The following is a 26,101-nucleotide window of genomic DNA, read 5'->3' as shown; positions in this document are numbered from 1 at the left end:
CGATGAGCTACAAGATCGAGGTCTCCGGCCTGCGCAAGAGCTTCGGCTCGCTCACAGTGCTGCGCGACATCAACCTCAGGGTAGAGGAAGCGCAGGTCGTCGCGTTGATCGGCCCCTCCGGCTCCGGCAAGTCGACGCTGCTGCGCTGCCTCAACCTGCTGGTCATGCCCGAGGGCGGCCGCATCCGCATCGGCGAGGACAGCTTCGCCTTCGGCGACGGCTCGAAGCTGCCCGGCACCCGCGAGCAGGCCCGCTTCCGCTCGAATACGGGCATGGTCTTCCAGCACTTCAACCTGTTTCCGCACATGACGGTGGTCCAGAACGTCATGGAAGGTCCGGTCTCCGTGAAGGCGATGCGGAAGCCGCAGGCCGAGGAACTGGCCCGCAAGCTCCTGGCCAAGGTCGGCCTGAGCGACAAGGTCGACGTCTTCCCCAACAAGCTCTCCGGCGGCCAGAAGCAGCGCGTTGCCATCGCACGCGCCCTCGCCATGGAGCCTGAGGTCATGCTCTTCGACGAGGCGACCTCGGCGCTCGACCCCGAGCTCGTGGGTGAGGTCCTCGGCGTGATGCGCGATCTCGCCGCCGAGGGCATGACGATGATCATCGTGACCCATGAAATGGGTTTTGCTCGCGAGGTCGCCGACAAGGTCGTCTTCATGCGCGATGGCGTGATCGTCGAGGAAGGCCCGGCACGCGATGTCATCGAGCAGCCTCAGCACGAAGCAACGCGGATCTTCCTCAGCCATTTCCACAATCGCGGCTGAGGCGGGCAGATGGAGAAGGATGCGCCCCTGACCGTCGCCGTGATCGGCGCCGGAATCGTGGGCTTGTGCGCGGCGCTGGAAATCCAGCGCGCCGGTCATCATGTGATCCTCATCGAACCAGGCGATCCCGGTGGCCGGCAGGCAGCCTCCTACGGCAATGCGACCTGGATCAACCCCGGCGCGATCGCGCCGATTTCCCTGCCCGGACTGTGGCGCAAGGTACCCGGCTTCCTGCTTGACCGGACCGGACCGTTCACCGTGCGATGGCGGGACTTGCCGCGGCATGCGGGCTGGCTCGCMCGCTTCATCGCGGCTGGCCGGGACTGGGATCGCATCGCGACGATCGCGCGCCGGCGCTACCCGCTTTGCAAGGATACGGTGACCGATCATCAGTCCTATGCGGCCGAGGCCGGCGTCGGCCACCTGATCCGGCAGCAAGGCCTGGTCTATGTCTATCCGGATCGGTCAGCCTTCGCTGCCGAGAGCCGGATCTGGACGATGCGGCAGGAATTGGGCGTGCGCTTCAGCGAGGTCGAGGAAGCCGAACTGCGCCGCCTCCAGCCGGAGCTGTCGCCGCGTTACCGTTTCGGCGCGCGGCTCGACGATGCCGGCCAGATCGCCGATCCCGGCGCTTATTGCGCCGCCCTTGCTCGGCTCCTGGAGGCGCGCGGAGCGCAGCGCGTCGGCGCGCGCGCGGCCAGCTTTGTTCTCGACGACGGCAAGCTGCGCGCCGTCATGACCGACCAAGGGCCGGTCGCCTGCCAGCGCGCCGTCCTTGCAGCGGGCATCGGCTCTGCCGGCCTGGCCCGGCTCGCCGGAGACCGCGTGCCGCTGATCTCCGAACGTGGCTATCACATCGTCATCCCCGAGCCGGGCGTCGAGCTGGGCGCCGGGCTGATGCCGTCGGATGGCCAGATGGGCGTCGTCTCGACGCCACAGGGGCTGCGGCTCGCCGGGCAGGTCGAACTCGCCGATCCTGCCGCCGAACCGGACTGGCGCCGCGCCGAGATCCTGCTCGGCTTTGCCCGCAAGATGTTTCCCGGACAGGCCGATCGATTCGGGACCCCCGCAATCGATCGCTGGATGGGCAACCGCCCCTCCACGCCCGATGGCCTGCCCTGTATTGGCTTTGCGTCCCGCTCGCCCGATATCCTGCACGCATTCGGCCATGCCCATACCGGGCTCACCCAGGCGCCGGCGACCGGCAAGCTCGTCGCTGCGCTGATCGACGGCCGCGAGCCGCCCTTCGATCCTGCTCCCTATTCCGCCCGGAGATTCGGCCGATGAGCGAGCGCCTGCTCTATCTTTCGCGTAACGATGTGAAGAGCCTCGCCGTCGCCCCCGGCGAAGCGCGCGAGGCCGTGCTCCGCGCCTTTCGCGACCATGCAGCCGGCCTCAACCGCAGCCTGCCCAAGAGCGCGCTGGGGCTCGGTCCCGGCCATGGCTTCCAGGCGATGACGGCCGCCTCGCAGGCGGACGGGATCGCCACGCTGAAATGGGTCGCGATGGCGCCGGTCGGCGCGGGCAGCGCGGTGCCCGGCATCAACGCCCTGATCTGCGTCAGCGACTACGCCAGCGGCGCGCCGCTGGCCGTGCTCGACGGCGACGAGATCACGCTGATCCGCACCGCAGCGCTCTCGGCCGCCGCCGCCGCGCGCATGGCGCCAGCCGCGCCCAAGACCATCGGCTTCGTCGGCTGCGGTCTACAGGCCCATGCCCATCTCGCCGCCTTCCTCGACCTTTATCCCGGCCTGACCACGGTGCTGGCCTTGAGCCGCAGCCGCTCCTCGGCGGAACGCCTGGCAGAGGCTGCCTCGGAACGAGGGCTCGCCACCGAAATCGTCGCGGAGGCCGACACGCTGCTCGCCCGCAGCGACATCGTTATCTCGATGGTGCCGGGCGCGCCGGGTTTGAAGCCCTTCCTCGATGTCCGGCTGATGAAGCCGAGCGCCTTTGCCGCCGCCGTCGATATCGGCCGCAGCTGGATGCCCGAGAACCTGCCGGCCTTCGACGTGCTGGTCACGGACAGCCTGGCGCAGTCGAAGGCGCCCTACGACATCGATGGCAACCCGGTGACGACGGTCCGCTTCGGCCACGATCTGGTCGAGCTTGCGAACGCAGCCCATCCCACGGCGCCGGGCAGCCGTTCCTTCTTCTGCTTCCGCGGCTTTGCCCTTGCCGATCTGGCGCTTGCGCATCTCGTCGTCGGCCAAGCGCGCGAACGCGGCATCGGGACGATGCTGCCGCGATGAATGCCAGGCCCGCCTTCGCCCATATCCTCAACGTTGCCGATGCGCGCCGCGCCGCTTCGCGGCGGCTGCCCCGCGGTCTGTTCGAATATGTCGATCGCGGCAGCGAAGACGAGGTCTCGATCGCGACCAATCGCAGCCAGCTCGATGCGATCAGGCTTTCTCCCGCCGTGTTGGTCAATGTCTCGCAACGTTCGACCGAGGCCGAGATCCTCGGCCGCCGCCAGCCGCTTCCCCTGGTCATCGCGCCAACCGCCGTCGCCGGCCTCGTCTGGCACGATGGCGAGATCGCGATCGCCAAAGCGGCGGCGGCCGCGGGCGTTCCGTTCTGCGTCTCGACCCAGTCGATCACCGCGATCGAACGCATCGCGGCGGAGTCAGGCGCCCGGCTCTGGTTCCAGCTCTATGTCTGGAAGAACCGGCAGCGCATGCTCGCTTTGCTCGACCGGGCCTGGGCTGCCGGCGCCGAGACGCTTGTCCTGACCGTCGACACCGCCGTCGGCCCGAACCGCGAATACAACCTCCGCAACGGCTTCGGCATCCCTCTCAAGGCCTCGTGGCGGGCCGGCCTCGACCTCGCGCTGCACCCGCGCTGGACCGCCTCTGTCATGCTGCGCGCGCTGGCGACGGGCGGCGTGCCGACTTATGCGCATTATCCCGATGAGTTCCGCACGAAGCTCGGGCGCGCCTCGCTTTCCGACGAACTCAGCCTGGCGACCGACGTGACCTGGAAGGACATCGAGCTGTTGCGCCGGCACTGGCGCGGCAAGCTCGTGCTCAAGGGCATCCTGCGGGTGGACGATGCGCAGGCGGCGGCGGCTCACGGCGTCGACGCCATCGTCGTATCGAACCATGGCGCGCGCAATCTCGACTGCGCCCCCGGCCCGACGCAGGTGCTGCCGGCGATCGCCGATGCGGTCGCCGGCCGGCTGGAGATCCTGGCCGATAGCGGCGTGCGCCGCGGCGCCGACATCGCCCGCTTCCTCGCGCTGGGCGCAAGCGGCGTCCTCATTGGGCGCGCGCCGCTCTATGGCGTGGCGATCGGGGGAGCGGAGGGAGCGGGCCGCATCCTCGACATCCTCGCCAACGAACTCGGGATCACCATGGGAATGCTGGGGGCGCCTGCCCTCGCCGATTTGCGTCGAGCGGCCGATCAGGCCTGAGAACCGGAGAGTGCGCAATGAACGTTGCCCAGGCCATGACCGCCATCCTCAAGAAGGAAGGGGTGGAACTGCTGTTCTGCTACCCGACGAACAAGCTGATCGACGAGGCCGCCCTCGTCGGCATCCGGCCGATCGTCGTGCGCCAGGAACGCACCGGCATGCATATGGCCGATGCCTATTCGCGGCTGTCTTCAGGCCGGAAGTTCGGCGTCTTCGCCATGCAGCACGGGCCGGGCATCGAGAACTCCTACGGCTCCGTCGCGCAGGCCTATGCCGATTCGGTGCCTGTTCTCGTGATCCCGCAGGGCTATCCGCAGCGGGTCTCCGGCATCAAGCCCAACTTCAACGCCGTCCAGAGCATGCGCGACATCACCAAGTCGGCGGAGCAGCTCAATCTCCCCGGCGAGGTCGTCAATGTGATGCGCCGTGCCCTGAGCCAGCTTCGCAACGGCCGCGGTGGGCCCGTGCTCGTCGAGGTGCCGAACGATCTCTGGACCGCCGAGCTGGCGCAGCCGGAGGACTACGTCCCGGTCCGCGGCCACCGCACGGCGCCCGATCCCGACGACATCATCCGCGCTGCCGAGTTGATCGGCGCGGCCCGCAACCTCGTGATCCACGCCGGCCAGGGCGTGCACTACGCCGAAGCCTGGGACGAGCTGCGCGCATTGGCCGAGCGCCTCGCCTGCCCGGTCGTCACCACGCTGCCCGGCAAGAGCGCGTTCCCCGAGGATCACCCCCTCTCGCTCGGCTCCGGCGGCCTGACCTATCCCATGCCGGTGAAGGCCTTCCTCGACGAGGCCGACGTCATCCTCGGCATTGGCTGCAGCTTCACCGAGACGCTGTTCGCCGTGCCGGTGCCGAAGGGCAAGCGCATCATCCACATGACGCTCGATTCGGGGCATCTCAACAAGGATGTGCCCGCCGACATCGGCCTCGTCGGCGATGCGAAACTGGCGTTGCAGGGGCTGCTCGCCGAGCTGGAGCGGCGCGGCGTACACTCCGACAAGGGCGAGGCCGTTGCCGCCCGCATCCGCGGGGCCCGCGAAGCCTGGCTCGCCGAATGGATGCCGAAGCTGACCTCGGCCGAGACGCCGATCAATCCCTACCGCGTCGTCTGGGAGCTGATGGCGGCGACGCGCAACGAGCCAACGATCATCACCAACGACGCCGGGCGCCCGCGCGACCAGCTCACGCCCTTCTGGGTCGCGCGCGACCCGCTGAGCTTCGTCGGTTGGGGCAAGACCACCCAGCTCGGCTATGGCCTCGGCATCGCCATGGGCGCAAAGCTCGCACGGCCGGACAAGCTCTGCATCAATGTCTGGGGCGACGCGGCGATCGGCTTTACCGGCATGGATATCGAGACGGCGGCGCGCGAGCGCATCCCGATCCTCTCGATCCTGTTCAACAACGGCGGCATGGCCACTGAGCTGAACAGCATCCCCAATGCGATACGCCTCTACGCCGCCAATCGCATCACCGGCAATTACTGCGAGATGGCGCGCGCCTTTGGCGCCTATGCGGAGCGCATCACCGACCCGTCCGAGATCCGCGGCGCGATCGAGCGCGGTATCGCCAGGACGAAGGAAGGCCAGCCGGTCCTGCTCGAGTTCATCACGGCGCAGGAAACCGCGATGTCGAAAGCCTGAGGCGATGGCGCTCGCGCGCTGCTTCGATGTCGAGGATGTGCGCCGCCTCGCAAAGCGGCGGCTGCCGAAGGGCCTGTTCAACTTCATCGACCGGGCAACCGAAGACGATCTGGCGCGGGACCGCAATCGCGCCGCGTTCCGCGCGCTGACGTTTCTGCCGCGCACGCTCGTCGACGTCGCGGAACGCTCGACCGAATGCGTGCTGTTCGGCCGGCGCCATGCCATGCCGCTCGCGGTCGCGCCAGCCGGGCCGGCCGGCCTGTTGTGGTATCGCGGCGAGCTTGCGCTGGCCAAGGCCGCGCAACGCGCCAATCTGCCTTTCACCCTCTCGACCTACTCCACCGTCGCCATGGCCGATGTCGCGGCGACGGGGGCGACCGTCTGGCAACAACTCTATTTCTGGAGCGACCGCTCGCTCACCGACGCCATCGTCGACCGGGCGCGCGATCTGGACTTTCGCGTCCTTGTCGTGACGGTCGACACGCCCGTGCTCGGCCGGCGCGAATATCTCCGGCGCGACCGGTTGCTACCGCCCTATGGCCCCTCGCTGGCATCCTGCGTGGAGATGCTGCGCCATCCCCGCTGGCTCGCCGGCGTTGCCCTGCGCTATCTCGCAACCGGCGGCTTGCCGCGCGTTGTCAATCGTCCACCGCCGGCTTCCGGCCTCGGAGCCGAGGAGATTGCCCGACGCACCTCGCTCTGCCCATCCGTGACCTGGGACGACATCGCCAGGCTTCGCCAGCGCTGGCCGCACAAGCTGCTGCTGAAGGGCATCATGCGCGAGGAGGAGGCGGGGCGCGCTTTCGCCCTCGGCTGCGACGGCGTCGTCGTCTCCAACCACGGCGGACGCAATCTCGACGGTGCCGCCAGCACGCTCGACGCTCTGCCCCGCATCGTCGCCGCGGCCGGCGGCAGCGGCTCCGTCCTGGTCGATGGCGGCATCCGCCGCGGCAGCGACATCGCGAAGGCGCTCGCGCTGGGCGCCCGAGCGGTGCTCGCCGGCAGCGCCCCGCTCTACGGCGTCGCGGCCGCGGGCGAGGCGGGCGCGAGTCACGTGCTCGGCCTGCTGCAAGCCGAACTGGACCGCACGATGGCGCTGACCGGAAGTCGCACCATAGGCGAGCTCACGCGGGATCTGCTCGGACCCGGCCAAACGGAGGACTGCCATGGCGCCTGAGAAGGGCAAGGACGCCGATGTCATCGTCGTCGGCGCAGGCGTGGCCGGCGCCAGCGCCTTCTTCGAAGCGGCGATGGCCGGTGCCGTCGTCATCGGCATCGACGCGGCTCCCGGTTTCGGCGGCACCGCCCGGCTCGCTGGCGGCGGCATGTGCGTGCCGGGGACATCGCTTCAGGCCGCGCGCGGCATCGTCGACTCGGCCGATCTCGCCCTCGCGGACCTCGAAGCCGGTGGTCATGAGTTCGACCGCGATTGGGCTCGCTGCTATTTCGAGCGTGGTTCCGCGGAACTGATCGATTGGCTCACCGGGCTCGGCGTGAGCTTTCCGGACATCAGGCATTTCGAAGGCGACAGCGTTCCGCGCTTCCACCGTCCGCTGGACGGGGGTGCCGGGCTCATGGACGTGCTCTGGCAGCGCATCAGGGAATGCGGCTCGCCATCGGCCTGGCGCTTCGGCTGGCGGCTGACCGAACTCATTATCGCCGATGGCAGGGTTGGCGGCGTGATCTGCCATGACGGAGAGGGGCGCGAGCAGCGGCTGCGCGCCCCGGCGGTCGTGATCGCCATCGGCGGCTTCGCTGGCAGCCTGGCGATGATCCGCCGCCATGCCCGCCGGCTCGCGGGCGTGCCGCAGGTTCTGGCGGGCGGCGGCCCCGGCGCCCAGGGCGAGGCGATCAGCATCCTGCAACGCCATGGCGTTCGCTTCGACCATCTCGACGAACTCTACTGCTACGCGACGGGCGTTCCGGATTATCGCGACCCGGCCGGCGAGCGCGGCGTCGTCTTCAGGGGCAATACCGGTTGGCTCTGGCTCAATCGGGTCGGCGCGCGCTTCCACGACGAAAGCCAGTCGACCAGCGGCAACCTCGCCGTGCCGCGCCTGCTGGCCCAGCCCGGTGCGACGGCATGGGCGATCTTCGACGAAGCCATGCTGCCTGCGATCACCGTCGACGACCATCATGTCCCGCCTGGCTCGGAAACCGGCAACGAGGCTGCGAGGCGCCATCTCGCACATTCCCCTTGGGCGTGGCAGGCCGATACGCTCGACGAACTCTTCCGCCGCGCCGGCATCGATGCGGATGGCGCCAGACATACCGTCGCGCAATGGAACGCCGCGCTTGCCGCAGGGCTGGCACGCGACCCCGCGACGCATCGGCCGCTCGCCGGCCTTTCGCCGCTGGCCGAACCGCCCTTCCACGCGGTCCGCTTCGTGCCGATCGGCCGCAAGGTGATGGGCGGGGTGCAGACCGACCGGCAATGCCGCGCCCTGCTGGAGCTCGGCGGAACTCTGCCCGGCCTCTATGCTGCGGGCGAGGTGGCGGGGATGGCCGGCGGCCATATCGGCGGCATCAAGCCGCTCGAAGGGATGATGGTCGGCCCCAGCTGCTTCAGCGGCCGCATCGCCGGACGGGAAGCGGCGGCTTTCGCCCGCTTCGCCTGAGTGCCCCCCGCCAACGACGAGGCGGACACTGGCGTAAGAATCGGAGTATGGCCTTGATGGCCGGTGGACGAGTGACAGCCTGATGCATGCGAGCGTTTCGAGCCACGAGAATGAGGCGCCCGTCGTGGATTCGGCCTCGGCGGACCCGCGCTCCCTGCGCCGCTTCGAGGATGAGCGCTTCCTGACGGGGCGAGGCCATTACGTCGACGACGAGCTCGTCCCCGATGTGCTGCATGCGATGGTGCTGCGCTCGCCGCACGCCCATGCCGCGATCCTCTCCGTCGATGCCTCGGCCGCCCGCGAGCTTCCGGGTGTCCATGCGATCTACACCGCGGCGGATATCGCCGGCCTCGGCGCGCTGCCCTGCTCGCTGGCGATTGCCGGTGACGCGCCGTTGATCGTGCCAACCAGGGAGGCTCTCGCGCGTGATTGCGCCCGGCATGTCGGCGATCCCGTCGCCCTCGTCGTGGCCGAGACGCTCGATCACGCTCGCGAAGCCTGCGAGCTCATCGCAGTCGACTACGATATCCTGCCGGCCGTCACCGACCTCGCTGCCGCCGCCGAGCCCGGCGCACCGGCAATCTGGCCGCAGGCGCCCGGCAATCTGGCGCTGCGCTATCGCCTCGGGGACGAAGCCGTCGTGGCTGCCGCCTTCGAGCGGGCTGCTCACATCGTGAGCTGCCGGGTCGTGAACAACAGGATCGTGGCGGCCGCTCTCGAGCCGCGCGCTGCGCTGGGACGTTTCGATCCGGCCAGCGGCCGCTACCGGCTGTCGCTCAGCGGCGCTTCGGTCCACGACATCCGCCGCGAGCTTGCGGCAGTGCTGTGCATCGCGCCCGAACGACTCGATGTCGCCTGCCCCGATGTCGGTGGCGGATTCGGCATGAAGAATGTCACCTATCCGGAATATGCGCTGGTGCTCGTCGCGGCCGAACGCCTCGGCAGGCCGGTGCGCTGGTTGGCCGAGCGCATCGAGGATTTTTCGGGCGGTGTCCACGCCCGGGACAATCTGACGACGGGGCGGCTTGCCCTGGACCAAAAGGGGCGCTTCCTGGCGCTTCAAGTCGAAACCATCGCTAATCTCGGCGCCTATGTCTCCTCGCTTGGCCCGGGCAGCGCTACGACGGCGCCCACTCCGGCCATGGGAGGACTCTACGACATCCCGGCGATGACGATGGATGTCCGCTGCATCTTCACCAATACCGTTCCGATCGACGCCTATAGAGGCGCCGGCAAGCCGGAGGCCAACTATCTGATCGAAAGGCTGGTGGACGAAGCGGCCCATCGCTTGGGCATCGACCCCGCCACCTTGCGCAAGCGCAATTTCATTCGTCGCTTCCCCTATCGGAAGCCCTTCGGCGCCGTGCTCGACTGCGGCAGCTTCGGCGGCAATCTCGACCGCGTGCTGGCCGCGGCCGACCGCCCCGGCTTTCGCAGCCGCAAGGCGCAATCGCGTCGGCGCGGCAAGCTGCGCGGCTTTGGCATCGGCTGCTTCCTGGAAACCTCGCGCGGCGCCCCGAACGAAGACGCCTGGTTGTCGTTGCGCGTCGATGGCGGTGTCGACATGGCGGTCGGTACCCAGTCGAACGGCCAGGGTCACGAGACAAGCTTCGCTCAACTGCTCTCGCGCGAGTTGGGCCTGCCGCTGGAGCACTTTCATCTCGTCCAGGGCGATACGGCGCGCGTGCCCAGCGGAGGCGGCCATGGCGGCGCGCGTTCCCTGCATATGGGCGGCGGCGCGCTGGTCCTCGCGGCGAGGGCGCTGGTCGAGGCCGGCAAGCTCGCTGCGGGCCAACTCCTCCAGAGCGATCCCGGCGCGGTCACCTTCGAGGGGGGCCGCTTTCGTGCTCCAGGAGCCGGCGAAGTCGGTCTCGCCGGTGTTGCGCGCCACGTCGCGGAGACGACAGGCCGGCCGCTCGCCAGCCATGGCGCGCGGCGCGACGCTCCATTGACCTTTCCGAACGGCGCGCAGGCGGCCGAGGTCGAGGTTGATCCCGATACCGGAGAAGTCGCCCTGCGGCGCTATGTCGCCGTCGACGACTACGGCTCCTTGATCAATCCCCTGCTGACCGAAGCGCAGGTGCATGGCGGGCTGGCGCAAGGCATCGGGCAGGCACTGATGGAGGAAGCCCGCTACGATCCAGATGGCGGCCAGCTCCTGAGCGCAACCTTCATGGATTATGCGATGCCGCGCGCGGTGGACCTGCCTTCATTCGAGCTATCCATGGTGGAATTGGCGACCGAGGCCAATCCGATCGGCGCGAAGGGAGCGGGGCAGGCCGGCTGTATCGGCGCTCCCCAAACCGTCATTCACGCCATCCTCGACGCGCTTCGGCCTCTCGGCGTCACGCATCTGGACATGCCCGCTACACCGGCCCGGATCTGGCGCGCGATCCAGGATGCGCGCGAGGCGAGCGCAAACGGCTAGCCGCCCGGCCGCAGAGAATTGCCGGCTAACTCGTCGCCGGTGGCCCGGCCGCGATCGTCTGTGCGCGCTTGTTGCGAAGCACGTCCGCGATGAAAAGGCGGGAAAGCGCGTGATACAGCGATTCACGCGAAATCAGGCGCGCGGTCCCATAGCCCAGCATCGAAGCTGCCATCAGTGCCAACACATTGTCGTGGTTCCCCGTCATCTCCAGAATGATGACGAAGGCGGTCATCGGAGCCTGGACGACGCCCGAGAAATATCCCGCCATGCCGAGCACTGCGGCAAGGCCGACCGGAGAGCCGAGGACAGTGCCCAAAGTGCTGCCGAGGCCGGCGCCGACGGATAGCGACGGCGCGAACAGCCCGCCTGGAATGCCTGAGACGGACGAGGCCAGGCTCGCGAAGAACTTCGCTAGAAAAAACGAAAACGGCAGCGGTGTTCCCTCGATCGCGCTTCGTGCCTGTGCATAGCCGGTGCCGAAGGTCATCCCGTCGGAGGCGATGCCGATGACGGCCACCAGCAATCCGGTCAAGGCCGCAACAATGAGCGTGCGGACCAGGGGCGTGAAACCTCGCCAGCGCCGAATGCGTCGCGTCAGCGCGATCAAGCCCATACTGAAGCAGGCTCCGAAGCCGCCCCCGACGACACCGCAGGCGACGACCAGCAACCAGTCCCGCCGGAGATCCGCGGTTGCATCCGTGATGCCGAAATAGGTGTAATTGCCGACGATGGCGAGGGAGGCGAGGCCGGCGATGATGACCGCCGAGAGGACGATGCCGTTCGTTCGGGCCTGGTATGTCTTGCTCATCTCCTCGATGGCGAAGACGATGCCCGCGAGCGGCGTGTTGAAGGCGGCGGCGATGCCGGCGGCGGAGCCTGCGAGGATCAGGCCCCGCGCCCGGGCCATCCCGCCCCACCGGGCCACTTGCAGCATGATCGACGCTCCGACCTGCACGGTCGGCCCCTCGCGGCCGATGGACGCGCCGCAGAGCAAGCCCATGACCGTCAAGACGATCTTGCCCGCGGCGATCCGCAAGGACAGAAAGCCGGAGCGGTCGCTATCCTCACGCAGGTGACGCGCGGCGATGGCCTGGGGGATGCCGCTCCCCTGCGAACCCTGCACGAAGCGAGCCGCCACGAAGGCGCAGGACAAGAACCCAAGCGGCGTGACCAACAGAGGCAGGAAGCGCAGGCCGCCCTCCCGGCCGGAGACCAGTTCGAACAGGAGCTGCGCCTTGTCGGCCAGCATGGCAAACGCTGCGCTGACGACGCCGATGGCCAGCGCGCCGAGCCAGAAGACCAGCCGTTGGCGCCAGTAGCGCGGCGTCACCGCCAAGGCGCGGGAGCGCCGGATAATTCGTATTCTGCCAGGGGAATACGGCAAGCGATCCGCCCTCTCGATAGACGTCTCTGGGCTTACTAGGTCCCCCGGTCAGGATGTCCAGCAAAATGCCCATGCCGGCGTGCCGGCCGGCTATCGCATGAAGGACCCGTGATCAAATAAGCGGTTCGGTATAACCATCTGAAATAATTAGCGTTCGACTCGCGCGATTGTTAGCAGCTAGGCGCGGGGCCTCGAAACGTCCAATAGACCGGCTTCGCTGAGAATGGCGAAGGACAAGGTTCCGGGCGGCTCTTCGGCAGCATCTGGGCTGCGACGGCGCGGGCACGGTTAGAATCCGCCGTCCCGGCTCTCGGCTTTCAGGCTACATCTGCGGACGGTCCGTCAGTGCAGCCCGCGCCGCCTGCAGGTCTCAGCCGCGTTTGTTTCGATCGTGCATGGCGTGTCGCAGGTCGGAACTTCGCTGCCGGGCAAGGGTTGTTAGTTTACGGCTTCCACAAAGCTCGACAGATCATCCACGCCGTATCCTCGCTGGAGGATGACGATGCTTATCGTGACAGAAAATCGCCCATTCATTGCCCCTAATCCGATCGAAACGCCCGAACAATTTCGAGACGCACTGGAGCGGCTGCGGTGTCTTGAATTCGAGGCCGGCGATGCTCCCAGAGGACGAGAGCGGGCCGAACTGGAACTCAGCATCTGCCGCTATCTCGCCAACTGCGGGCAGCGCATTCGTTGATTTTCTCAAGCTGCACATGACGGCGGACTGCGCCGTGTTAGCGCGAGACATCGGACCCCAGAACGCATCGCCGTGACAGTCGGTCGGTGCCGGGCCGGGACCCTCGTCCTCTTAGCCGCCCAGACAATCTGTCCTTGGACGAGATCCGACACCTATCCGCCCGGGCCCGGTCACTTCCAGCCGAAAACCTGTACCAGCGCCGGAAACATGATGATGACGAAGAGCACCGGCAGGAAGAACAGGATCATCGGCACGGTCAGTTTCGGCGGCAGGGACGCGGCTTTCTTCTCGGCGGCGTTCATGCGCTGATCGCGGCTCTCCTGCGCCAGGGTGCGCAGCGCCGTGCCGAGCGGAGTTCCGTAGCGTTCCGCCTGGATCAGGGCCGTCGAGACCGACTTGACGCCTTCGAGCCCGGTCCGCATCGCAAGGTTCTCATAGGCGATCCTGCGGTCGGTCAGATAGGAAAGCTCCGCCGTGCAGAGAGCGAACTCCTCGGCCAACGGCACGGACTGGCCGCCGATCTCGTTCGCGACCTTGCGGAAGGCCTGCTCGATCGACATGCCTGATTCCACGCAGATCAGCAGCAGGTCGAGCGCGTCCGGAAAAGCCAGGCGCATCGAGAGCTGCCGCTTGCTGATCTGGTTGGACAGGAAGACCTCCGGCGCCTTGATGCCGAGATAGGCGCCGCCGATCGCGATCGCGATTTTCATCGGCAGCGATTGACCGAAACCGTTGATGAGGAAGAGATAGAACAGCGCGAACAGGAAAAAGCCGACGGGGACGGCCAGCCGGAAGAACAGGAAGGTGATTTCCGACTGCGGCCCACGATAGCCTGCCATGGTGAGCTGCCTCCTGGCGCTCTCGGTTCCGAGCCAGTCGCCGAGCTTGAACTGCTCGACGATGCGCCTCATATAGGCCTTCGGCTCCTGGCGCAGGCTCACTCTCTCGTTCTGGCGATTGAGCCGCTCGCGCTCGCGGGCTCGGATCTTTTCGCGCTCCGTCGCGACGTTCTTCATGCGCTTCTGGAGGGTGTTGCCCTCCGTCAGTGGGATGGCGACGGTCAGCACCGTGGCGGCCGCGGCGACGGCGGCCAGCAGCGCGAGCATGAATTGCGGATCGGTGAGCCTGTCGACGATCTGKGAAATCACGCTTCCACCTCAGATCTCGAAATTGATCATCTTGCGCATGATCAAGACGCCTATCAGCATCCAAATCCCGCAGCCGACGAGCGCGAGCTTGCCCATCTGGGTAAGCCATAGGAGCTCGATATATCGCGGGGTGGTGATATAGACGAGCAGAGCCACGGTCGGCGGCAGGGCGCCGATGATCCCGGCGGACGCCTTGGCCTCCATCGAGACCGCCTGGATCTTGTCGCGCATCTTGCGCCGCTCGCGCAGGACGCGCGAGAGATTAGCCAGGGTCTCGGACAGGTTGCCGCCGGTTCTCTGCTGGATGGCGATCACGATGCCGAAGAAATTGGCTTCCGCGCAGGGCATCCGCTCGTAGAGCTTTCCCGCAGCCTCGGCGAGCGGCAAGCCGAGCGTCTGGGCCTCGATGATCTGCCGGAATTCCCCCCTGACGGGCTCAGTGGCTTCCGATGCAATGATGCGCAGACAATCATTGACGGGAAGACCGGCTTTGATGCCACGGACGATAACGTCGAGCGCGTTGGGGAACTCGATGGCGAACCGCTTCAGACGTTTCGTTTTGCAGTGCTTCAGGAACCAGGCCGGCAGGCCCAGCCCCCCGATGAAAAGACCGACGGCCGCCATGATCATATTGCCGCTCAAGATCAGCAGGACGAGGCCTGTGACGATGGCGGTCACCGCGCAAGTCATGTAGTATTTCCGGCGGGTCCAGCCCAGACCCGCTTGGCCGATACGTTGTTCAAGCGTCAGTTTGTTGCGCGCATTTTCGCGGTTTTCGATCTCTTTGAGGCTTTGCGCGACCTGCCCGCGTTTCGCCCTGGCCTGCGCTTCCCGGTCGATGCTGCGCATCGTGCTCGGGCCGGCGAATTCCTTCCGCCGCTTCTCGGCTCGCTTCTCGCCGCTCAGCGTGGGGTACAGCAGCGCATAGACGACTCCGCCGACGGCGAACATGGCGAGGACGGCAATGGCGAGCGTGCTCGAATTCATGGGCTGACTCCCGACAAGGGCCTCCGCTCAGGCTGCAAAGCCTTCATTGACCTGCTCGAGCTGGTCGATGGCGGTGGCAAGCCGATGCTCCTCGCCGAAATAACGAGCCCGTTCCCAGAAGCGTGGACGGCCGATGCCGGTCGAACGGTGGCGGCCGATGAGCTTGCCCGCGGCGTCCTCGCCGAGCACGTCGTAGAGCATCAGGTCCTGCGTCGTGATGACCTCGCCTTCCATCCCCATCACCTCCGTGATGTGGGTGATGCGGCGCGAGCCGTCGCGCAGGCGCTGCGCCTGGATGATGACATCGACCGAGGAGCAGATCATCTCGCGCAGGGTCTTCGACGGCAGCGAGAAGCCTCCCATGGTGATCATCGACTCGATACGACTGAGACATTCGCGCGGCGAGTTGGCGTGGAGTGTGCCCATCGAGCCGTCATGGCCGGTGTTCATCGCCTGGAGAAGGTCGAAGGCCTCCGGTCCGCGCACCTCGCCGACGATGATCCGCTCGGGACGCATGCGCAGGCAGTTCTTGACGAGATCGCGCATCGTCACCGCGCCGGTGCCCTCGAGATTGGGCGGGCGCGTCTCGAGGCGCACCACATGCGGCTGCTGGAGCTGGAGCTCGGCGGCGTCCTCGCAGGTGATGACGCGTTCGTCATGGTCGATGAAGTTGGTCAGGCAGTTCAGCAGCGTCGTTTTGCCGGAACCGGTGCCGCCGGAGATGACGATGTTGCAGCGGACGCGGCCGATGATCTTCAGGATCTCGGCGGCCGGCGGCGAGACCGCGCCGAACTTGACGAGCTGGTCGAGCGTCAGCTTGTCCTTCCTGAATTTGCGGATCGTGAGCGCGGGTCCGTCGATCGCGAGCGGCGGCGCGATGACGTTGACGCGCGAGCCGTCGGCCAGGCGCGCGTCGCAGATCGGCGAGCTTTCGTCGACCCGCCGGCCGACCTGGCTGACGATGCGCTGGCAGATGTTCATCAGCTGCGCATTGTCGCGGAAGCGGATGTTGGTGAGCTGGATCTTGCCGCCCGTCTCGATGAAGGTGCGGTTCGAGCCGTTGACCATGATGTCGGCGATGTCGTCGCGCGCCAGCAGCGGCTCGAGCGGGCCGTAGCCGAGGACGTCGTTGCAGATGTCGTCGAGCAGTTCTTCCTGCTCGGCGATGGAAAGCACGACATTCTTCAGCGAGATGATCTCGTTGATGATGTCGCGGATTTCCTCGCGCGCCGATTCGGAGTCGAGCTTCGCGAGCTGCGACAGATCGATCGCCTCGATCAGCGCCCCGAAGATCATGCTCTTCATCTGATAATATTCTTCGGAGCGCGTCGCCGCCTCGACCGGCGCCAGCTTGCGCTCCTCGGCCGAGGGCTGGACCTGCTCCGGCATGCGCGCCGGCTGAAGGGCCGCGAGGCTCCTTGGGCTCAGGTTCGGCGCGACGGTCGCGCCCGCGGATCGCTTCCCGAACATCTCAACACACTCCCGCGCGTGCCGCGTGCGCACGCACATTCCTGCTTGCCCGGCCCGATCCTCCGACAGACTGTCCGTCCGGCCCGTTTCGCGTCATCAGGAAGCCTTGCGACGCTTCAGCTTTGCGACCAGGGGCTCGAACAGGCTGCGTCGGCCGCGCTTGGCCTCGCCGCGGCCGGTCAGCGCGCTGGCGACCTGGGTGAACGCCTCGCTCGCCTTGCTGCCGGCCTGGACCTCGGCGATCATCTGCCCGTTGTTGGCAGCCGTGCCGAAGAGCTGCGCGTCGAAGGGGATCGTGCAGAGGACGTCGATGCCAAGCGCCTTGGAGAACTCGCCGGCACTGATCTCCGGCCGTTTGGGCACGCCGACCTTGTTCAGTACGAGACGGGCGACCGCGTCGTTGGGCCGGGTCGCGCGCGACAGATCGACGATGTTCTTGGCATTGCGAAGGGAAGCCAGCTCCGGCTCGGCGACCACCACGATCTCGTCCGCACCGACGAGCGTCCGCTTGACCCAGCTGCTCCACTGATGCGGCACGTCGAGGACGATGCAGGGCACACTGGCGCGCAGCAACTCCAGCAACTGCTCCAGCGCGTCCTCGTCGAGATCGATGGTCCGGTCGAGAACTGCTGGCGCCGCGAGCAGGGCCAGATTGTCGCTGCAACGCGAAAGAAGCCTGTCCAGCATGTTCGAGTCGAGGCGCTCCGGGGCGAAGACCGCTTCCGCGATGCCCTGGGGCGGATCCTGGTTGAAGTTGAGGCCTGCGGTGCCCCAGGCGATGTCGAGATCGACGATCACGGTGGAGGCGTCGAGATTCCGCGCGATCGCCCAGGACATGTTGTGTGCGATGGTGGAGGCGCCGACACCGCCCTTCGCGCCCACGACTGCGATGACGCGGCCGAGATGGCGGGCTTCCGGAGCGACGTAGAGTTCCGACAGGGTGCGCAGCAGGTCGAGCGTCTCAAGCGGCGCGATCAGATATTCGCTGACCCCGCGGCGCAGCAGCTCCCGATAGAGCTGCACGTCGTTGACATGGCCGATCACCACCACCTTCGTGCCGGGGTCGCAGCTTTCCGACAGCGCGTCGAGATGCCCGACCAGGGTCGCTGCGTCGGACATGGTCTCGAGCACGATGACGTTCGGCGTAGGCGCCGTCCGGAATGCTTCCACGGCAGCGGCCGCTCCGCCCATCTGGATGCGGGCATGGGTCTTGTCCATGCGCCGGTCGGCAACCGCCGCCTGCATCGTCGCGGCGACGGCAGGAGTCTCGCAGAAGGCCTGCAGCGTGATGCGCGGCAGCGGCGCGATGATCGCGTCGCCGGCCGCCTCGACCGAGGGTGTTTCGCTTGTCGCGGGCTGCATCAGTTGCTGCCTCCGACCGTCGAATTGATCTGCGGCGTCTGCTGGCGATACTGGGTCGACGGGTCCTTTCCGTCGCGGATCTTCGCGATGGCGCCCATCCGCTTGACGATGTCGGGGCGGCCTTCGTCGCGCGCTCTCACCAGATCGATCGGATCGGCAACCTGCGCGGCCAGCGTGGCCTGGGAGGCGCAGCCGAAATTCCAGTATGGCTCGTTCGATGCCGAGAACTTCAAATCGGAAACGCCGAGATCGGTGGGCCACTGGCCGCACTGATGTGGCACGACGGCTTGCAGCGAAGCGAAGCTCAGCCGGATCGGCGAGGCAAGGCCGGGATCCTGGATCGGGTAGCTGCGGATGCTGAGGGCGCCCGCCGGCACGCCGTTGCGGGCGAGCGCCGCGCGGATTCCATTGAGGGTGTCGTGGGTGGCCCGCTCGCGCCGGGAACCGGTCGGCACCTCCGCGACGAGGCCGCCTTTGCCGGATTTGCGATAGGCCTCGGCGAAATCGGCGACATCTTCCGCCTGGCGGCTGTCGAGCGCGGCGCCGGCCCGGCCTACGAAGACGTCGAGCGAACGCGGCGCGTCGCGCAGAACGATCGGATGCCGCTCCCGGACATCAACGGGGGCTAGGGCGGCTGGATCTGCGTTCGGACCCTTGCCGGCGCAGCCGCCGACAAGGGCGCCGAGAGCCAGAGCGAGGGTCAGCAGGCGCGGTGCTATGGCCTTCTCCCGGAGGGGGACCGTCGTGGTCGGGACATCCATCATGATGCTATCCATCCGGTTCGGTCAGTCTGCGATGAAGCCGACGCGGCCTTTGTAGGCCTGTGGGATCGGGCCGCCGCCACTGCCGTAGAGCTTGTTGAGGCGGCCGAGCAGGTAGGCCTGGGCGTCGTGGGACTCGACGAAGCCATCATCGGGCCGCTGGACCTCGTTGGGCTGCATCGGCTTGGCGATATAGGGGGTGACCGCGATCATCAGCTCGGTCTCCTCGCGTTGATAGTCGCGCGAGCGGAACAGCACGCCGATGATCGGCAGGTTCATCAGCCCGGGCAGGCCGTTGATCGATGTCTTGGAAACACGTTGGATCAAACCGGCGGTGGCCAGCGTGCCGCCGGAAGGCAATTCGACCGTCGTATCGGATTTGCGCACGCGGAAGGCGGGGACGGTGACGGTGGGTTGGTTTCGGTCGCCCTGGAGCACGATCTGGTTCTCGAAGTCGAGTTCGGTGACCTCGGTCGCGATGCGAAGGCTGATCTTGTTGGCCGAAAGCACGATCGGCGTGAAGTTGAGAGCGACGCCGATCGGCTTGTACTGGATACCGAGCGAGCAGACGGCCTTTGCCGGGTCGCAGGTGTAGCCGGTGGGGATGGGAACTTCGCCTCCTGCCGTGAACTTGGCGCTCTCTCCCGAGATCGCGGTGACGTTCGGCTCGGCCAGAACGCGGGCGAGGCCTGCGCGCTCGAGGGCGCGCAGGCTGAAATTCTGCGAATTGCCGATGCCGGCCTTGATCGCCGTGGCGGACAGGGCCTGGGGGGACAGAGAGAAGGGGTTGTCGATCGTGGGCGTCACCGAGAAGTTACCGAGCTTCCACTCGCCGGTGGAATTGATGCCGAGCTGCTTGATTGCCTTGCGCGAGACTTCCGACACCGTCACCTTGACCATTACCTGATCGCGGTCGCGGATCGTCAGCGAGTTGATCACTGCGCCCTTGGCATTGCTCTTGTCGGACACGCCGACGAAGGCGTTGGCGATGTCGACGGCCTGCGTCGCCTCCGAGGCGTTGGGAACGGTCCCGACCAGGAGGATCGAATCGCCGGCCGGCTTGATCTCGATCTGCGAATTCGGCAGCGCAGTGCGCAGGGTCTGCCGCAGGACATTGAGGTCTCGCCCGACATTGATTTCGAGCGCGGTGATCTGGCGTCCCTCGCCGTCCATCACGAACATCGAAGTCGCGCCGTCGGCGATGCCGATGACGAAGAGTTTGCGCGCCGTCCGTACAACCGCATTGGCGACCTTCGGATTCGCGACGAACACCTCCTTGGCGTCACGTGGCAGTTCGACGATGAGCGAGCGCCCGATCGAGAGGTCGAGCTTGCGCGAGATCGCGTGCTCGCTCGTTCCGACATTGAGCACCGGAGCGGCGTCCCGGGCGGGCGACTGCGCACGGACGCCGCCGGCGATCAGGACGAGCGCGGCAGCCGTTGCGAGGCGAAACGAGCATCTGGTCATGGCTTCACGCTCTTCGAGATGACACCGTAGCGCACCAGGGTCACCGAATTGTCGGCAGAGGGCGGGGGAGCCGGCTGGTTGACGTCCTTCAGGCTGCGCAGCGCCAGCGAGAGTGTCCCGCTCTTCTGCGCCTGGATCAGGACTTCGACCTGGCCGGGATCGACCTCGAGCGTCGCGGTTTCGCCGACCACGACCTTCTCGCCGTTGCGCTCTTGCACGTTCTGGCCGATCGCCAGAACGCGGATATTGCGGAGGATGGTTTCGCTGACCTGTGCTTCGCCGCGGCCGGAGGTCGACTCCCCGCGCCAGGTGCAGATCACGTCGACACGATCATTGGGCAGGATGAAGCCACCGGCGGTATTGGCGCCGCGGCTGTCGGTGCTGATCGCCACGGCGCGCATGCCGGAGGGCAGCACGGCTGAGAGGAAGCCGGTTCCGTCGGTCCTGATCAGCTTCTCGCGCCGGATCGGCTCGGCGCCGAGAATGGCGTAGCGGGCGACCTGGCCGATGATCTCCTTCTCGGCTTCAGGAGCCTCGTCCTTGCGGATGACGCCGCCCGGCACGCCGGCGATCGGCCAGTTCAGCCAGCGCAGGTCGTTGGCCGTTACGGTGTTGCCGATCGGGATGTCGCTGGCGGCGACGAGCACGGGTACGGTCGGCGCCTGCTCCACCTTGGCGACCGGAGCCGGTGCCTGCGATGGCCGCTGCACGAGCACTGCGGCGGCTAAGCCTGCCGCCAGGGCGACCACGAGAATGATGATGCGTGCGGGACTCATCGACGAACGATCCTCAGCCAGGCGGAGCTGGCCCTCATCCCGGATCGTCGCCGCGAAACGTCAACTTATGGTTAATCGGACGTATATTGTTTGACGTGAGGTGACGTTAGGTCGCCGTGCTCTCTCAGAGACCGATCGCAGCGCGCCAGATGGCGGTGTCAGGCAGGACGAGCAGGGCGGCGAATGCCAGGGCGATGCCGTAGGGAACGCCCTCCTTGGCCGCGTGCAGGCGCCGCGCCCAGCCCCAATCGGCGGCAGGCAAGGGGAGGGGATATGCGCGCAGGCGCAGGATCAACAGCGTCAGCAACCCTCCCAAGATGCCGGCGATCATCAAATAGGGGATGAGCTGGTCGAAGCCGAACCACAAGGCAGTGGCCGCCGCCAGCTTGGCGTCGCCGCCGCCGATCCAGCCGGCGGCAAATAGCCCGAAGGATACGGCCAGGACGATCAAGCCGGCCGCAACATGCCACGCTACGTCGCTGAGGCTGAGCCCCAGCAAGGCGGCGCAGAGGACGAAGGCGGCGATGAGGGAAAGGCAGAGGCGGTTCGAGATCGTCATCGAGATGAGGTCGCTCGCCGCGGCATAGGCCATGGCGAAGGGGAACACACCGAGCATGATGATCAGCGGGAGCGACATAGGCACTGGTTCCGGTCCACTATCCCTCGCATTGTCCCAGGCAGGTCTCACCAAAGCCTTACGGCAACGGCGGAAATCGTCGGAACGTGCCCTAAACGGCAGAACGCCCCGGCAGAGCCGGAGCGTTCCCTGATACGCTTGGCGGTTTGTAGACCGCTGTGGCGAAACCTCAGGACTTCTTATCCAGGCCGGTGGCGACTTCTTGGAAGCGCGCGATCAGGTTGGTGCCGACGGTCGTCCAGACGCTGATGCAGACGACGGCGATCAGGGCGGCGATCAGGCCGTACTCGATGGCGGTGGCGCCCGACTCGTCCTTAACGAAGCGCTTGAAAACGTTGGTCATGATGGAACTCCTTTGCACCACGGTTTGACGGCTGCCTTCGCTCTGAAGCGGCTTCGGTCAGCGACAGGAACCAATTTAGCTCGCTCGTCTTGCTGATCAGTTAAGGCGATCAAAGAATTGAACGTTCCATTGCGATGTTTTCGTCGTGGTTAACGTGTCATTTAACGAATATATAGAACAAATATTGTATGGTATCTAAGATTTAATCTATGAAAGTATCGGTAAATTATTTATTGAACTAACGTCATACGTTCGTTGCATTTGGATTGATGGAGCGAATGTGCTGCGTTCGCGGCGCGGGTTCCGCTTCTTCGACTGCGATGACGGCAGTGAATTTCCTTGCCGCCAACGGTTTTAAGGTTCGGTTTATCATTTTGCGCTTGTCTGACGGTATCGCAGAGCTTGAGGCATTGCCATGTCGACCCATCACACGCCGGAAAGGTGCCGTCTGCCCGCGCCTTGGGCGGTCGCCATGATCCTGGCCCTTGCCGGCTCAGCCACCGATTCAGCGGTCGCCGCGCCTCAGGAAACGCAGGCTGAGAGCGTGCTCGTCCTGGTCGATCACGCCAAGGTCGTGCGCCTGCCGGAGAAGGCTCAGACCGTCATCGTCGGCAACCCGGCCATCGCCGATGTGTCCGTTCAGCGCAACGGCGTCATGGTGGTTACCGGCAAGAGCTTCGGTGTGACCAATCTGATTGCGCTCGACGGGACCGGCGTGTTGCTTGCGGAATCGCTGGTCCGTGTAGGTGCGGCGTCGGATAACGTTCTGACAGTGCAGCGTGGTATGGAGCGCGAGAGCTATTCCTGCACCCCCACATGCCAGCCTTCGGCCCAGCTAGGTGACGGCCAGAAATATTTCGGCGAGGTTGAGGCGCAGGCGACGAGCCGCAATGCCCAGGCGACCGGTTCGTCCAAGTAGAGACCCGGCAAACAGCCTGCGGCGCGCGCGAGCTGCCGGAATCTCCGGCTCGGCGGCGGCAGCCGACGTCGTCCACTGCGGATTTGCATGCTTGAGCGCGCCGGCCGTTCGACGCGCAAGGTAAATAAGATCTTTGCCGTTCCGCCTGTGCCAGCGAATTGGCCCTAACCGATCGGAAATCGTTTTGCCGTACATATCGGCCGGTCGGAGTGACGGGCTCGGCGAGGTCAGCGAATGCTTCACCCTATTGCGCGAGCGGAGAAAGCGAACGGAACAGCCGGACGGAAGCCGCGAGGCATGCGTTCGGTCATCGGGCGCTTCCGGCGCTCCGAGAATGGAGCGACAGCGGTCGAGTTCGGCTTCATTGCGTTGCCCTTCTTCATGTTGATCTGGGCGATCATCGAGACCGGGCTGATGTTCTGGACTACTCAGGTTCTCGAGGAATCGCTGTCGCAGGCGTCGCGCCTCCTGCTGACCGGTGAATCGCGTAGCCGCTACACATCCACAACCGCATCCGTCAATGCTGCCGCATTCCGCGACGATGTCTGCGCGCGCGCAGCGATGAAGCTGATCGACTGCAGCAAGCTAGCTATTGACGTCCGCACCTATGGCGACTTTTCAGCGGCCAGTTCCGGGACGTCCAGCAGCAACCCTCTGGCTGGTGGCAATCTCGATACCAGCAGCTTTTCCTACCGCCAGCCGGATACCAACCAGATCGTCGTTGTCAGGGCCGTGCTCGACTATAAGCTGTTTCTCACGAACTGGGCGTCGAGCAATCTTGCCAACATAGGCTCTGGCCGACGCGGGATCGTCGCGAGCGTGGCCTTTCGCGCGGAGCCGTTCGTCCCATGATGCGCTTCGGAGCAAAGACGAGCTCGGCTGAATCTTTAAGCCTATGGCGCCGCTTCTGTGGCAACCATGGTGGCGTGGCTGCCGTCGAGTTCGCGATGGTGCTGCCCGTTATTCTGGTGGCCTATGTTGGGATGGTCAACATCGCCCAGATGGTCATGGTCAATCGCAAGATGACGCAGCTGACATCGACCTTGAGCGATTTGACGGCACGTCTTCCGACGGTGTCGACATCAGAGATCAGCAATATCTTCAATGCAGCGATGACGGTCCTGCTCCCCTACGATGGGCAAAAGGCCAAGATGGTCATAGCCAGCATCGTCATTGACGCCAACAGCGTCGCCAAGGTCTGCTGGGCCAGCAGCTATCCGCTCGGCACATCGATGCCGGCGCGCGGAGACACGGTGACTGTTCCCGCCAGCGCCCGCGTCGCCAACACCTCCGTGATCATGGCCCAGGCCAGCTACGCATTCGCGCTTCCTGTGAGCGACAAGGTTTTCGAGTTCTTTGGCGGCAAAGCGACAAACGGCGCTGTCACGCTCGGCGGCAACCCGATCTACACGCGTCCCCGCAACGGCAGGCCCGCCGGCGACAACAGCATCGAGCAGATCGTGCGCGGCGACGTGACCGGGTGTCCCAAGTTCAACTGAAGCGGACAGGTCGGTCGAAACGGATCGCAAACGCAGCGGGGTTGTCCGGGGCGACCTGTTTCAGCCGCGCAGCACCATTCGCCCCGTCTGCACCTCGTAGCCCTGCAGCTTGCTCAGAAATGAATTGCCGAGCAGGCTCATCGAAAGGGCGCCCGCGGGCAGCACGACGGCGTCGACATTGCGCACGACGATGGCGCCGAGGCGGACTTCACGCAGCACAGTACGATAGCCGGTGACCGTGCCATTGGCCGTGCTGAGCATCATCTTGCGCGCATTGGTATCTGACCTGATGCCGAGCGCCTGGGCGTCGGCCGCGGTCAGCGCGACGATGCTGGCGCCGGTGTCGACCATCATCTTGATCCGATAGTTGTCGACGCTCGGATGGACGATGTAGTGCCCGCGATAATCGGCTGCGACGGCGAGCGTGACGGGCTGGCGCGGCCCCGGAGGGGCCGGCTCGGTGGAGGCGAGCGCCAGCGAAGGCGCCTGGTTCCCGGGGCGAGGGGCGAGCCACTGCGCGTAGCCGAGAGAGCCGACGACGGCGAAGCCGGCCACGCCCAAGGCCCAAGCTATCGAGTGCGATGTCACGGTCTTCCCCAACCTTATCCAGGCGACACCGTTGCACGCCGTGCCTGAGGAAGGGTGAAGAGGTTAGACGGGATTCTCCGCAATGGCCGGTGCCGGGGCGCGGATTATCCGTAGACTTAATCGGCGCTTACCGGCCGAGCTTTCGGCAGTTGGCATAGCTGCGCCGGGACGTCGGCGACGCCTATCCGGCGATATCGCCCGCGAGCCGCCGGATGCCCGCGACAAAGGCGGCCTCGGGCGTGACCACGGTCACTGCGAGCCCCGCAGCATCCAGCGCACCGCCATAGCTGTCGGCCAGAGCGCCGTCAGCGACGAGGTGTACGTGGTTCTGCCGTCCGAACATGGCTTGGGCACCGGCGATCTCCTGTGCGACCAGAAGCGAGGACAGATACGGGCCGACCTCGCCGCCGCGCATCCGGCCGGCGAGAACCTCGGTGCGCGCGGCGAAGGCCGTATTGAGCAGGCCGCCGGGGCGTTGTGCGCCGGCCTGTCCGCGCGCGGCGCCGCTGGCGGCGTCGCCTTCGGCAGGCTCTTCCGCCAGCCGGCCCAGGATCGAGCCGTTGCGCAGCAGCCCGTAGATCTCGCCCGTCATGAAGCTGGTGAAGCGCGTGATCCGTCCGCCCTTGATCTCGGCCCATTTCGAGTGAGTGCCGGGCAGGCAGGCGATGCCATCCTCGAGGCCGAGCCCGACGATCAGCGTCTCCTCGCCGCGCATCACGTCGAAGGCGCCATCGTCGCAGCTCAGGCCGGGGACAATGGTTGCCGTGGTCCCCCTGTCGAGCTCGACCCGGATCGCAGAGGCGGAGATCGCGGCCGGCGAGGCCGGGCAGGCAACATAGGGGGCTTCGATCCAGCCATTGCGGCTGCCCACCATGCCGGCGAGCACGATGGCGGCGTCCGGAGCGGCGCGCCGGAAATCGCCGGCAAGAGCCTCGAAGGCGGCGGGGTAGCCGCCGGCCGGTACGGACTGGATGCCTTGATCGGCGATGCGCCGCTGCACAACCTCGCCTGTCTCCGCGATCAGGAAGGCGCGCGCGCGGGTGGTGCCCCAGTCGAGCGCGATCAGAGGTTTGGGCATGGCAGGCTCCGGTTAAGCCGTGCGACTGTCACTGCGGTGCCGGGCCGGGTCAAGGCGGGTCGGCTTGTGCCCGCCCTGCAATCGCGGCAACGCTGCGCCCTCGGATAACGGACGAAT

Annotated in this window: 24 protein-coding genes; 12 read left to right on the top strand and 12 right to left on the bottom strand. The window is 66.4% G+C overall.

Translation table 11 applies throughout. The annotated features are described in order from the left end of the window. Nucleotides 1-2: 2 nt before the first annotated feature. The 8 genes from AC1DE3_RS25330 to AC1DE3_RS25295 all read left to right on the top strand — a co-directional run bounded on the left by AC1DE3_RS25330 (nt 3) and on the right by AC1DE3_RS25295 (nt 10,868). Nucleotides 3-764, top strand: coding sequence for an amino acid ABC transporter ATP-binding protein (locus tag AC1DE3_RS25330; protein WP_476780832.1), 762 nt, complete (start codon nt 3-5; stop codon nt 762-764). 9 nt (nt 765-773) lie between these two features. Then, nucleotides 774-2,051 (top strand): NAD(P)/FAD-dependent oxidoreductase, encoded by a 1,278-nt coding sequence (locus AC1DE3_RS25325; RefSeq protein WP_476780831.1) that lies wholly within the window; start codon nt 774-776, stop codon nt 2,049-2,051. After that, on the top strand, nt 2,048-3,016 hold the full coding sequence (locus AC1DE3_RS25320) for a hypothetical protein (RefSeq protein ID WP_476780830.1): 969 nt from the start codon (nt 2,048-2,050) through the stop codon (nt 3,014-3,016). The genes AC1DE3_RS25325 and AC1DE3_RS25320 overlap by 4 nt, the downstream gene beginning before the upstream one ends. Beyond that, complete coding sequence (locus AC1DE3_RS25315) at nt 3,013-4,176, top strand: alpha-hydroxy acid oxidase (protein WP_476780829.1); 1,164 nt, start codon at nt 3,013-3,015, stop codon at nt 4,174-4,176. The genes AC1DE3_RS25320 and AC1DE3_RS25315 overlap by 4 nt, the downstream gene beginning before the upstream one ends. Nucleotides 4,177-4,193: 17 nt before the next feature. Beyond that, nucleotides 4,194-5,822 carry a thiamine pyrophosphate-requiring protein gene (locus tag AC1DE3_RS25310; RefSeq protein ID WP_476780828.1) on the top strand — a complete coding sequence of 543 codons (1,629 nt, stop codon included), beginning with the start codon at nt 4,194-4,196 and terminating at the stop codon, nt 5,820-5,822. Nucleotides 5,823-5,826: 4 nt separating this feature from the next. Further along, nucleotides 5,827-6,999 carry an alpha-hydroxy acid oxidase gene (locus AC1DE3_RS25305; RefSeq protein ID WP_476852856.1) on the top strand — a complete coding sequence of 391 codons (1,173 nt, stop codon included), beginning with the start codon at nt 5,827-5,829 and terminating at the stop codon, nt 6,997-6,999. Beyond that, nucleotides 6,989-8,440 (top strand): FAD-dependent oxidoreductase, encoded by a 1,452-nt coding sequence (locus AC1DE3_RS25300; RefSeq protein WP_476780826.1) that lies wholly within the window; start codon nt 6,989-6,991, stop codon nt 8,438-8,440. The genes AC1DE3_RS25305 and AC1DE3_RS25300 overlap by 11 nt, the downstream gene beginning before the upstream one ends. Nucleotides 8,441-8,522: 82 nt before the next feature. Beyond that, entirely contained in the window at nt 8,523-10,868 is a 2,346-nt protein-coding gene (locus AC1DE3_RS25295; RefSeq protein ID WP_476780825.1) for a xanthine dehydrogenase family protein molybdopterin-binding subunit, read from the top strand. Nucleotides 10,869-10,893: 25 nt separating this feature from the next. On the opposite strand, the gene AC1DE3_RS25290 is transcribed toward AC1DE3_RS25295, so the two are convergent. After that, a complete protein-coding gene (locus AC1DE3_RS25290) occupies nt 10,894-12,252 on the bottom strand; it encodes a chloride channel protein (RefSeq protein WP_476852855.1) in 1,359 nt (452 codons plus the stop codon). 502 nt (nt 12,253-12,754) lie between these two features. Here AC1DE3_RS25290 and AC1DE3_RS25285 point away from each other — a divergent pair. Beyond that, a complete protein-coding gene (locus tag AC1DE3_RS25285) occupies nt 12,755-12,949 on the top strand; it encodes a hypothetical protein (protein WP_441509775.1) in 195 nt (64 codons plus the stop codon). 170 nt (nt 12,950-13,119) lie between these two features. On the opposite strand, the gene AC1DE3_RS25280 is transcribed toward AC1DE3_RS25285, so the two are convergent. The 9 genes from AC1DE3_RS25280 to AC1DE3_RS25240 form a co-directional block, all read right to left on the bottom strand. Continuing rightward, a complete protein-coding gene (locus AC1DE3_RS25280; RefSeq protein WP_441509774.1) occupies nt 13,120-14,097 on the bottom strand; it encodes a type II secretion system F family protein in 978 nt (325 codons plus the stop codon). 9 nt (nt 14,098-14,106) lie between these two features. Next, nucleotides 14,107-15,084 (bottom strand): type II secretion system F family protein, encoded by a 978-nt coding sequence (locus AC1DE3_RS25275; protein WP_441509773.1) that lies wholly within the window; start codon nt 15,082-15,084, stop codon nt 14,107-14,109. A 27-nt stretch (nt 15,085-15,111) separates the two neighbouring features. Beyond that, nucleotides 15,112-16,554 carry a CpaF family protein gene (locus AC1DE3_RS25270; RefSeq protein ID WP_476780823.1) on the bottom strand — a complete coding sequence of 481 codons (1,443 nt, stop codon included), beginning with the start codon at nt 16,552-16,554 and terminating at the stop codon, nt 15,112-15,114. A gap of 96 nt (nt 16,555-16,650) precedes the next feature. After that, nucleotides 16,651-17,916 carry a CpaE/TadZ family protein gene (locus AC1DE3_RS25265; protein ID WP_476780822.1) on the bottom strand — a complete coding sequence of 422 codons (1,266 nt, stop codon included), beginning with the start codon at nt 17,914-17,916 and terminating at the stop codon, nt 16,651-16,653. Continuing rightward, nucleotides 17,916-18,680 (bottom strand): CpaD family pilus assembly protein, encoded by a 765-nt coding sequence (locus AC1DE3_RS25260; RefSeq protein WP_476780821.1) that lies wholly within the window; start codon nt 18,678-18,680, stop codon nt 17,916-17,918. Before AC1DE3_RS25260 ends, AC1DE3_RS25265 begins: the two co-directional genes overlap by 1 nt. A gap of 21 nt (nt 18,681-18,701) precedes the next feature. Beyond that, a complete protein-coding gene (locus tag AC1DE3_RS25255) occupies nt 18,702-20,144 on the bottom strand; it encodes a type II and III secretion system protein family protein (protein WP_476780820.1) in 1,443 nt (480 codons plus the stop codon). Continuing rightward, nucleotides 20,141-20,920 carry a Flp pilus assembly protein CpaB gene (gene cpaB / locus AC1DE3_RS25250; protein WP_476780819.1) on the bottom strand — a complete coding sequence of 260 codons (780 nt, stop codon included), beginning with the start codon at nt 20,918-20,920 and terminating at the stop codon, nt 20,141-20,143. The genes AC1DE3_RS25255 and cpaB overlap by 4 nt, the downstream gene beginning before the upstream one ends. 124 nt (nt 20,921-21,044) lie before the next feature. Beyond that, complete coding sequence (locus AC1DE3_RS25245) at nt 21,045-21,557, bottom strand: A24 family peptidase (RefSeq protein ID WP_441509767.1); 513 nt, start codon at nt 21,555-21,557, stop codon at nt 21,045-21,047. Between the two features lie 169 nt (nt 21,558-21,726). Further along, nucleotides 21,727-21,900, bottom strand: coding sequence for a Flp family type IVb pilin (locus AC1DE3_RS25240; RefSeq protein ID WP_441509766.1), 174 nt, complete (start codon nt 21,898-21,900; stop codon nt 21,727-21,729). Nucleotides 21,901-22,372: 472 nt separating this feature from the next. Here AC1DE3_RS25240 and AC1DE3_RS25235 point away from each other — a divergent pair, with 472 nt between their 5' ends. The 3 genes from AC1DE3_RS25235 to AC1DE3_RS25225 all read left to right on the top strand — a co-directional run bounded on the left by AC1DE3_RS25235 (nt 22,373) and on the right by AC1DE3_RS25225 (nt 24,318). Continuing rightward, on the top strand, nt 22,373-22,819 hold the full coding sequence (locus AC1DE3_RS25235; RefSeq protein ID WP_476852854.1) for a pilus assembly protein N-terminal domain-containing protein: 447 nt from the start codon (nt 22,373-22,375) through the stop codon (nt 22,817-22,819). Nucleotides 22,820-23,116: 297 nt separating this feature from the next. Then, nucleotides 23,117-23,671, top strand: coding sequence for a TadE/TadG family type IV pilus assembly protein (locus AC1DE3_RS25230; RefSeq protein ID WP_476780817.1), 555 nt, complete (start codon nt 23,117-23,119; stop codon nt 23,669-23,671). Continuing rightward, nucleotides 23,668-24,318, top strand: a complete 651-nt coding sequence (locus AC1DE3_RS25225; protein ID WP_476780816.1) for a TadE/TadG family type IV pilus assembly protein — start codon at nt 23,668-23,670, stop codon at nt 24,316-24,318. Before AC1DE3_RS25230 ends, AC1DE3_RS25225 begins: the two co-directional genes overlap by 4 nt. A 60-nt stretch (nt 24,319-24,378) precedes the next feature. On the opposite strand, the gene AC1DE3_RS25220 is transcribed toward AC1DE3_RS25225, so the two are convergent. Together AC1DE3_RS25220 and AC1DE3_RS25215 are read right to left on the bottom strand one after the other, a co-directional pair. Beyond that, nucleotides 24,379-24,906 (bottom strand): retropepsin-like aspartic protease family protein, encoded by a 528-nt coding sequence (locus AC1DE3_RS25220; RefSeq protein ID WP_476852853.1) that lies wholly within the window; start codon nt 24,904-24,906, stop codon nt 24,379-24,381. Nucleotides 24,907-25,087: 181 nt separating this feature from the next. Beyond that, nucleotides 25,088-25,984 carry a 2-dehydro-3-deoxygalactonokinase gene (locus AC1DE3_RS25215; protein ID WP_476780814.1) on the bottom strand — a complete coding sequence of 299 codons (897 nt, stop codon included), beginning with the start codon at nt 25,982-25,984 and terminating at the stop codon, nt 25,088-25,090. Nucleotides 25,985-26,101: the final 117 nt, after the last annotated feature.

Source organism: Allobosea sp. 10L417 (assembly GCF_056395485.1).
The sequence above is the reverse complement of the archived record's forward strand: the minus strand, read 5'-3'. Positions and strand labels throughout refer to the sequence as shown.

Bases quoted from the DNA above. Each gene is read 5' to 3' on its own strand.
- AC1DE3_RS25330 (WP_476780832.1), top strand. From the start codon at position 3: ATGAGCTACAAGATCGAGGTCTCCGGCCTGCGCAAGAGCTTCGGCTCG.
- AC1DE3_RS25320 (WP_476780830.1), top strand. From the start codon at position 2,048: ATGAGCGAGCGCCTGCTCTATCTTTCGCGTAACGATGTGAAGAGCCTC.
- AC1DE3_RS25315 (WP_476780829.1), top strand. From the start codon at position 3,013: ATGAATGCCAGGCCCGCCTTCGCCCATATCCTCAACGTTGCCGATGCG.
- AC1DE3_RS25310 (WP_476780828.1), top strand. From the start codon at position 4,194: ATGAACGTTGCCCAGGCCATGACCGCCATCCTCAAGAAGGAAGGGGTG.
- AC1DE3_RS25305 (WP_476852856.1), top strand. From the start codon at position 5,827: ATGGCGCTCGCGCGCTGCTTCGATGTCGAGGATGTGCGCCGCCTCGCA.
- AC1DE3_RS25300 (WP_476780826.1), top strand. From the start codon at position 6,989: ATGGCGCCTGAGAAGGGCAAGGACGCCGATGTCATCGTCGTCGGCGCA.
- AC1DE3_RS25295 (WP_476780825.1), top strand. From the start codon at position 8,523: ATGCATGCGAGCGTTTCGAGCCACGAGAATGAGGCGCCCGTCGTGGAT.
- AC1DE3_RS25285 (WP_441509775.1), top strand. From the start codon at position 12,755: ATGCTTATCGTGACAGAAAATCGCCCATTCATTGCCCCTAATCCGATC.
- AC1DE3_RS25275 (WP_441509773.1), bottom strand. From the start codon at position 15,084: ATGAATTCGAGCACGCTCGCCATTGCCGTCCTCGCCATGTTCGCCGTC.
- AC1DE3_RS25270 (WP_476780823.1), bottom strand. From the start codon at position 16,554: ATGTTCGGGAAGCGATCCGCGGGCGCGACCGTCGCGCCGAACCTGAGC.
- AC1DE3_RS25265 (WP_476780822.1), bottom strand. From the start codon at position 17,916: ATGCAGCCCGCGACAAGCGAAACACCCTCGGTCGAGGCGGCCGGCGAC.
- AC1DE3_RS25260 (WP_476780821.1), bottom strand. From the start codon at position 18,680: ATGATGGATGTCCCGACCACGACGGTCCCCCTCCGGGAGAAGGCCATA.
- AC1DE3_RS25255 (WP_476780820.1), bottom strand. From the start codon at position 20,144: ATGACCAGATGCTCGTTTCGCCTCGCAACGGCTGCCGCGCTCGTCCTG.
- cpaB (WP_476780819.1), bottom strand. From the start codon at position 20,920: ATGAGTCCCGCACGCATCATCATTCTCGTGGTCGCCCTGGCGGCAGGC.
- AC1DE3_RS25245 (WP_441509767.1), bottom strand. From the start codon at position 21,557: ATGTCGCTCCCGCTGATCATCATGCTCGGTGTGTTCCCCTTCGCCATG.
- AC1DE3_RS25240 (WP_441509766.1), bottom strand. From the start codon at position 21,900: ATGACCAACGTTTTCAAGCGCTTCGTTAAGGACGAGTCGGGCGCCACC.
- AC1DE3_RS25235 (WP_476852854.1), top strand. From the start codon at position 22,373: ATGATCCTGGCCCTTGCCGGCTCAGCCACCGATTCAGCGGTCGCCGCG.
- AC1DE3_RS25230 (WP_476780817.1), top strand. From the start codon at position 23,117: ATGCGTTCGGTCATCGGGCGCTTCCGGCGCTCCGAGAATGGAGCGACA.
- AC1DE3_RS25225 (WP_476780816.1), top strand. From the start codon at position 23,668: ATGATGCGCTTCGGAGCAAAGACGAGCTCGGCTGAATCTTTAAGCCTA.
- AC1DE3_RS25215 (WP_476780814.1), bottom strand. From the start codon at position 25,984: ATGCCCAAACCTCTGATCGCGCTCGACTGGGGCACCACCCGCGCGCGC.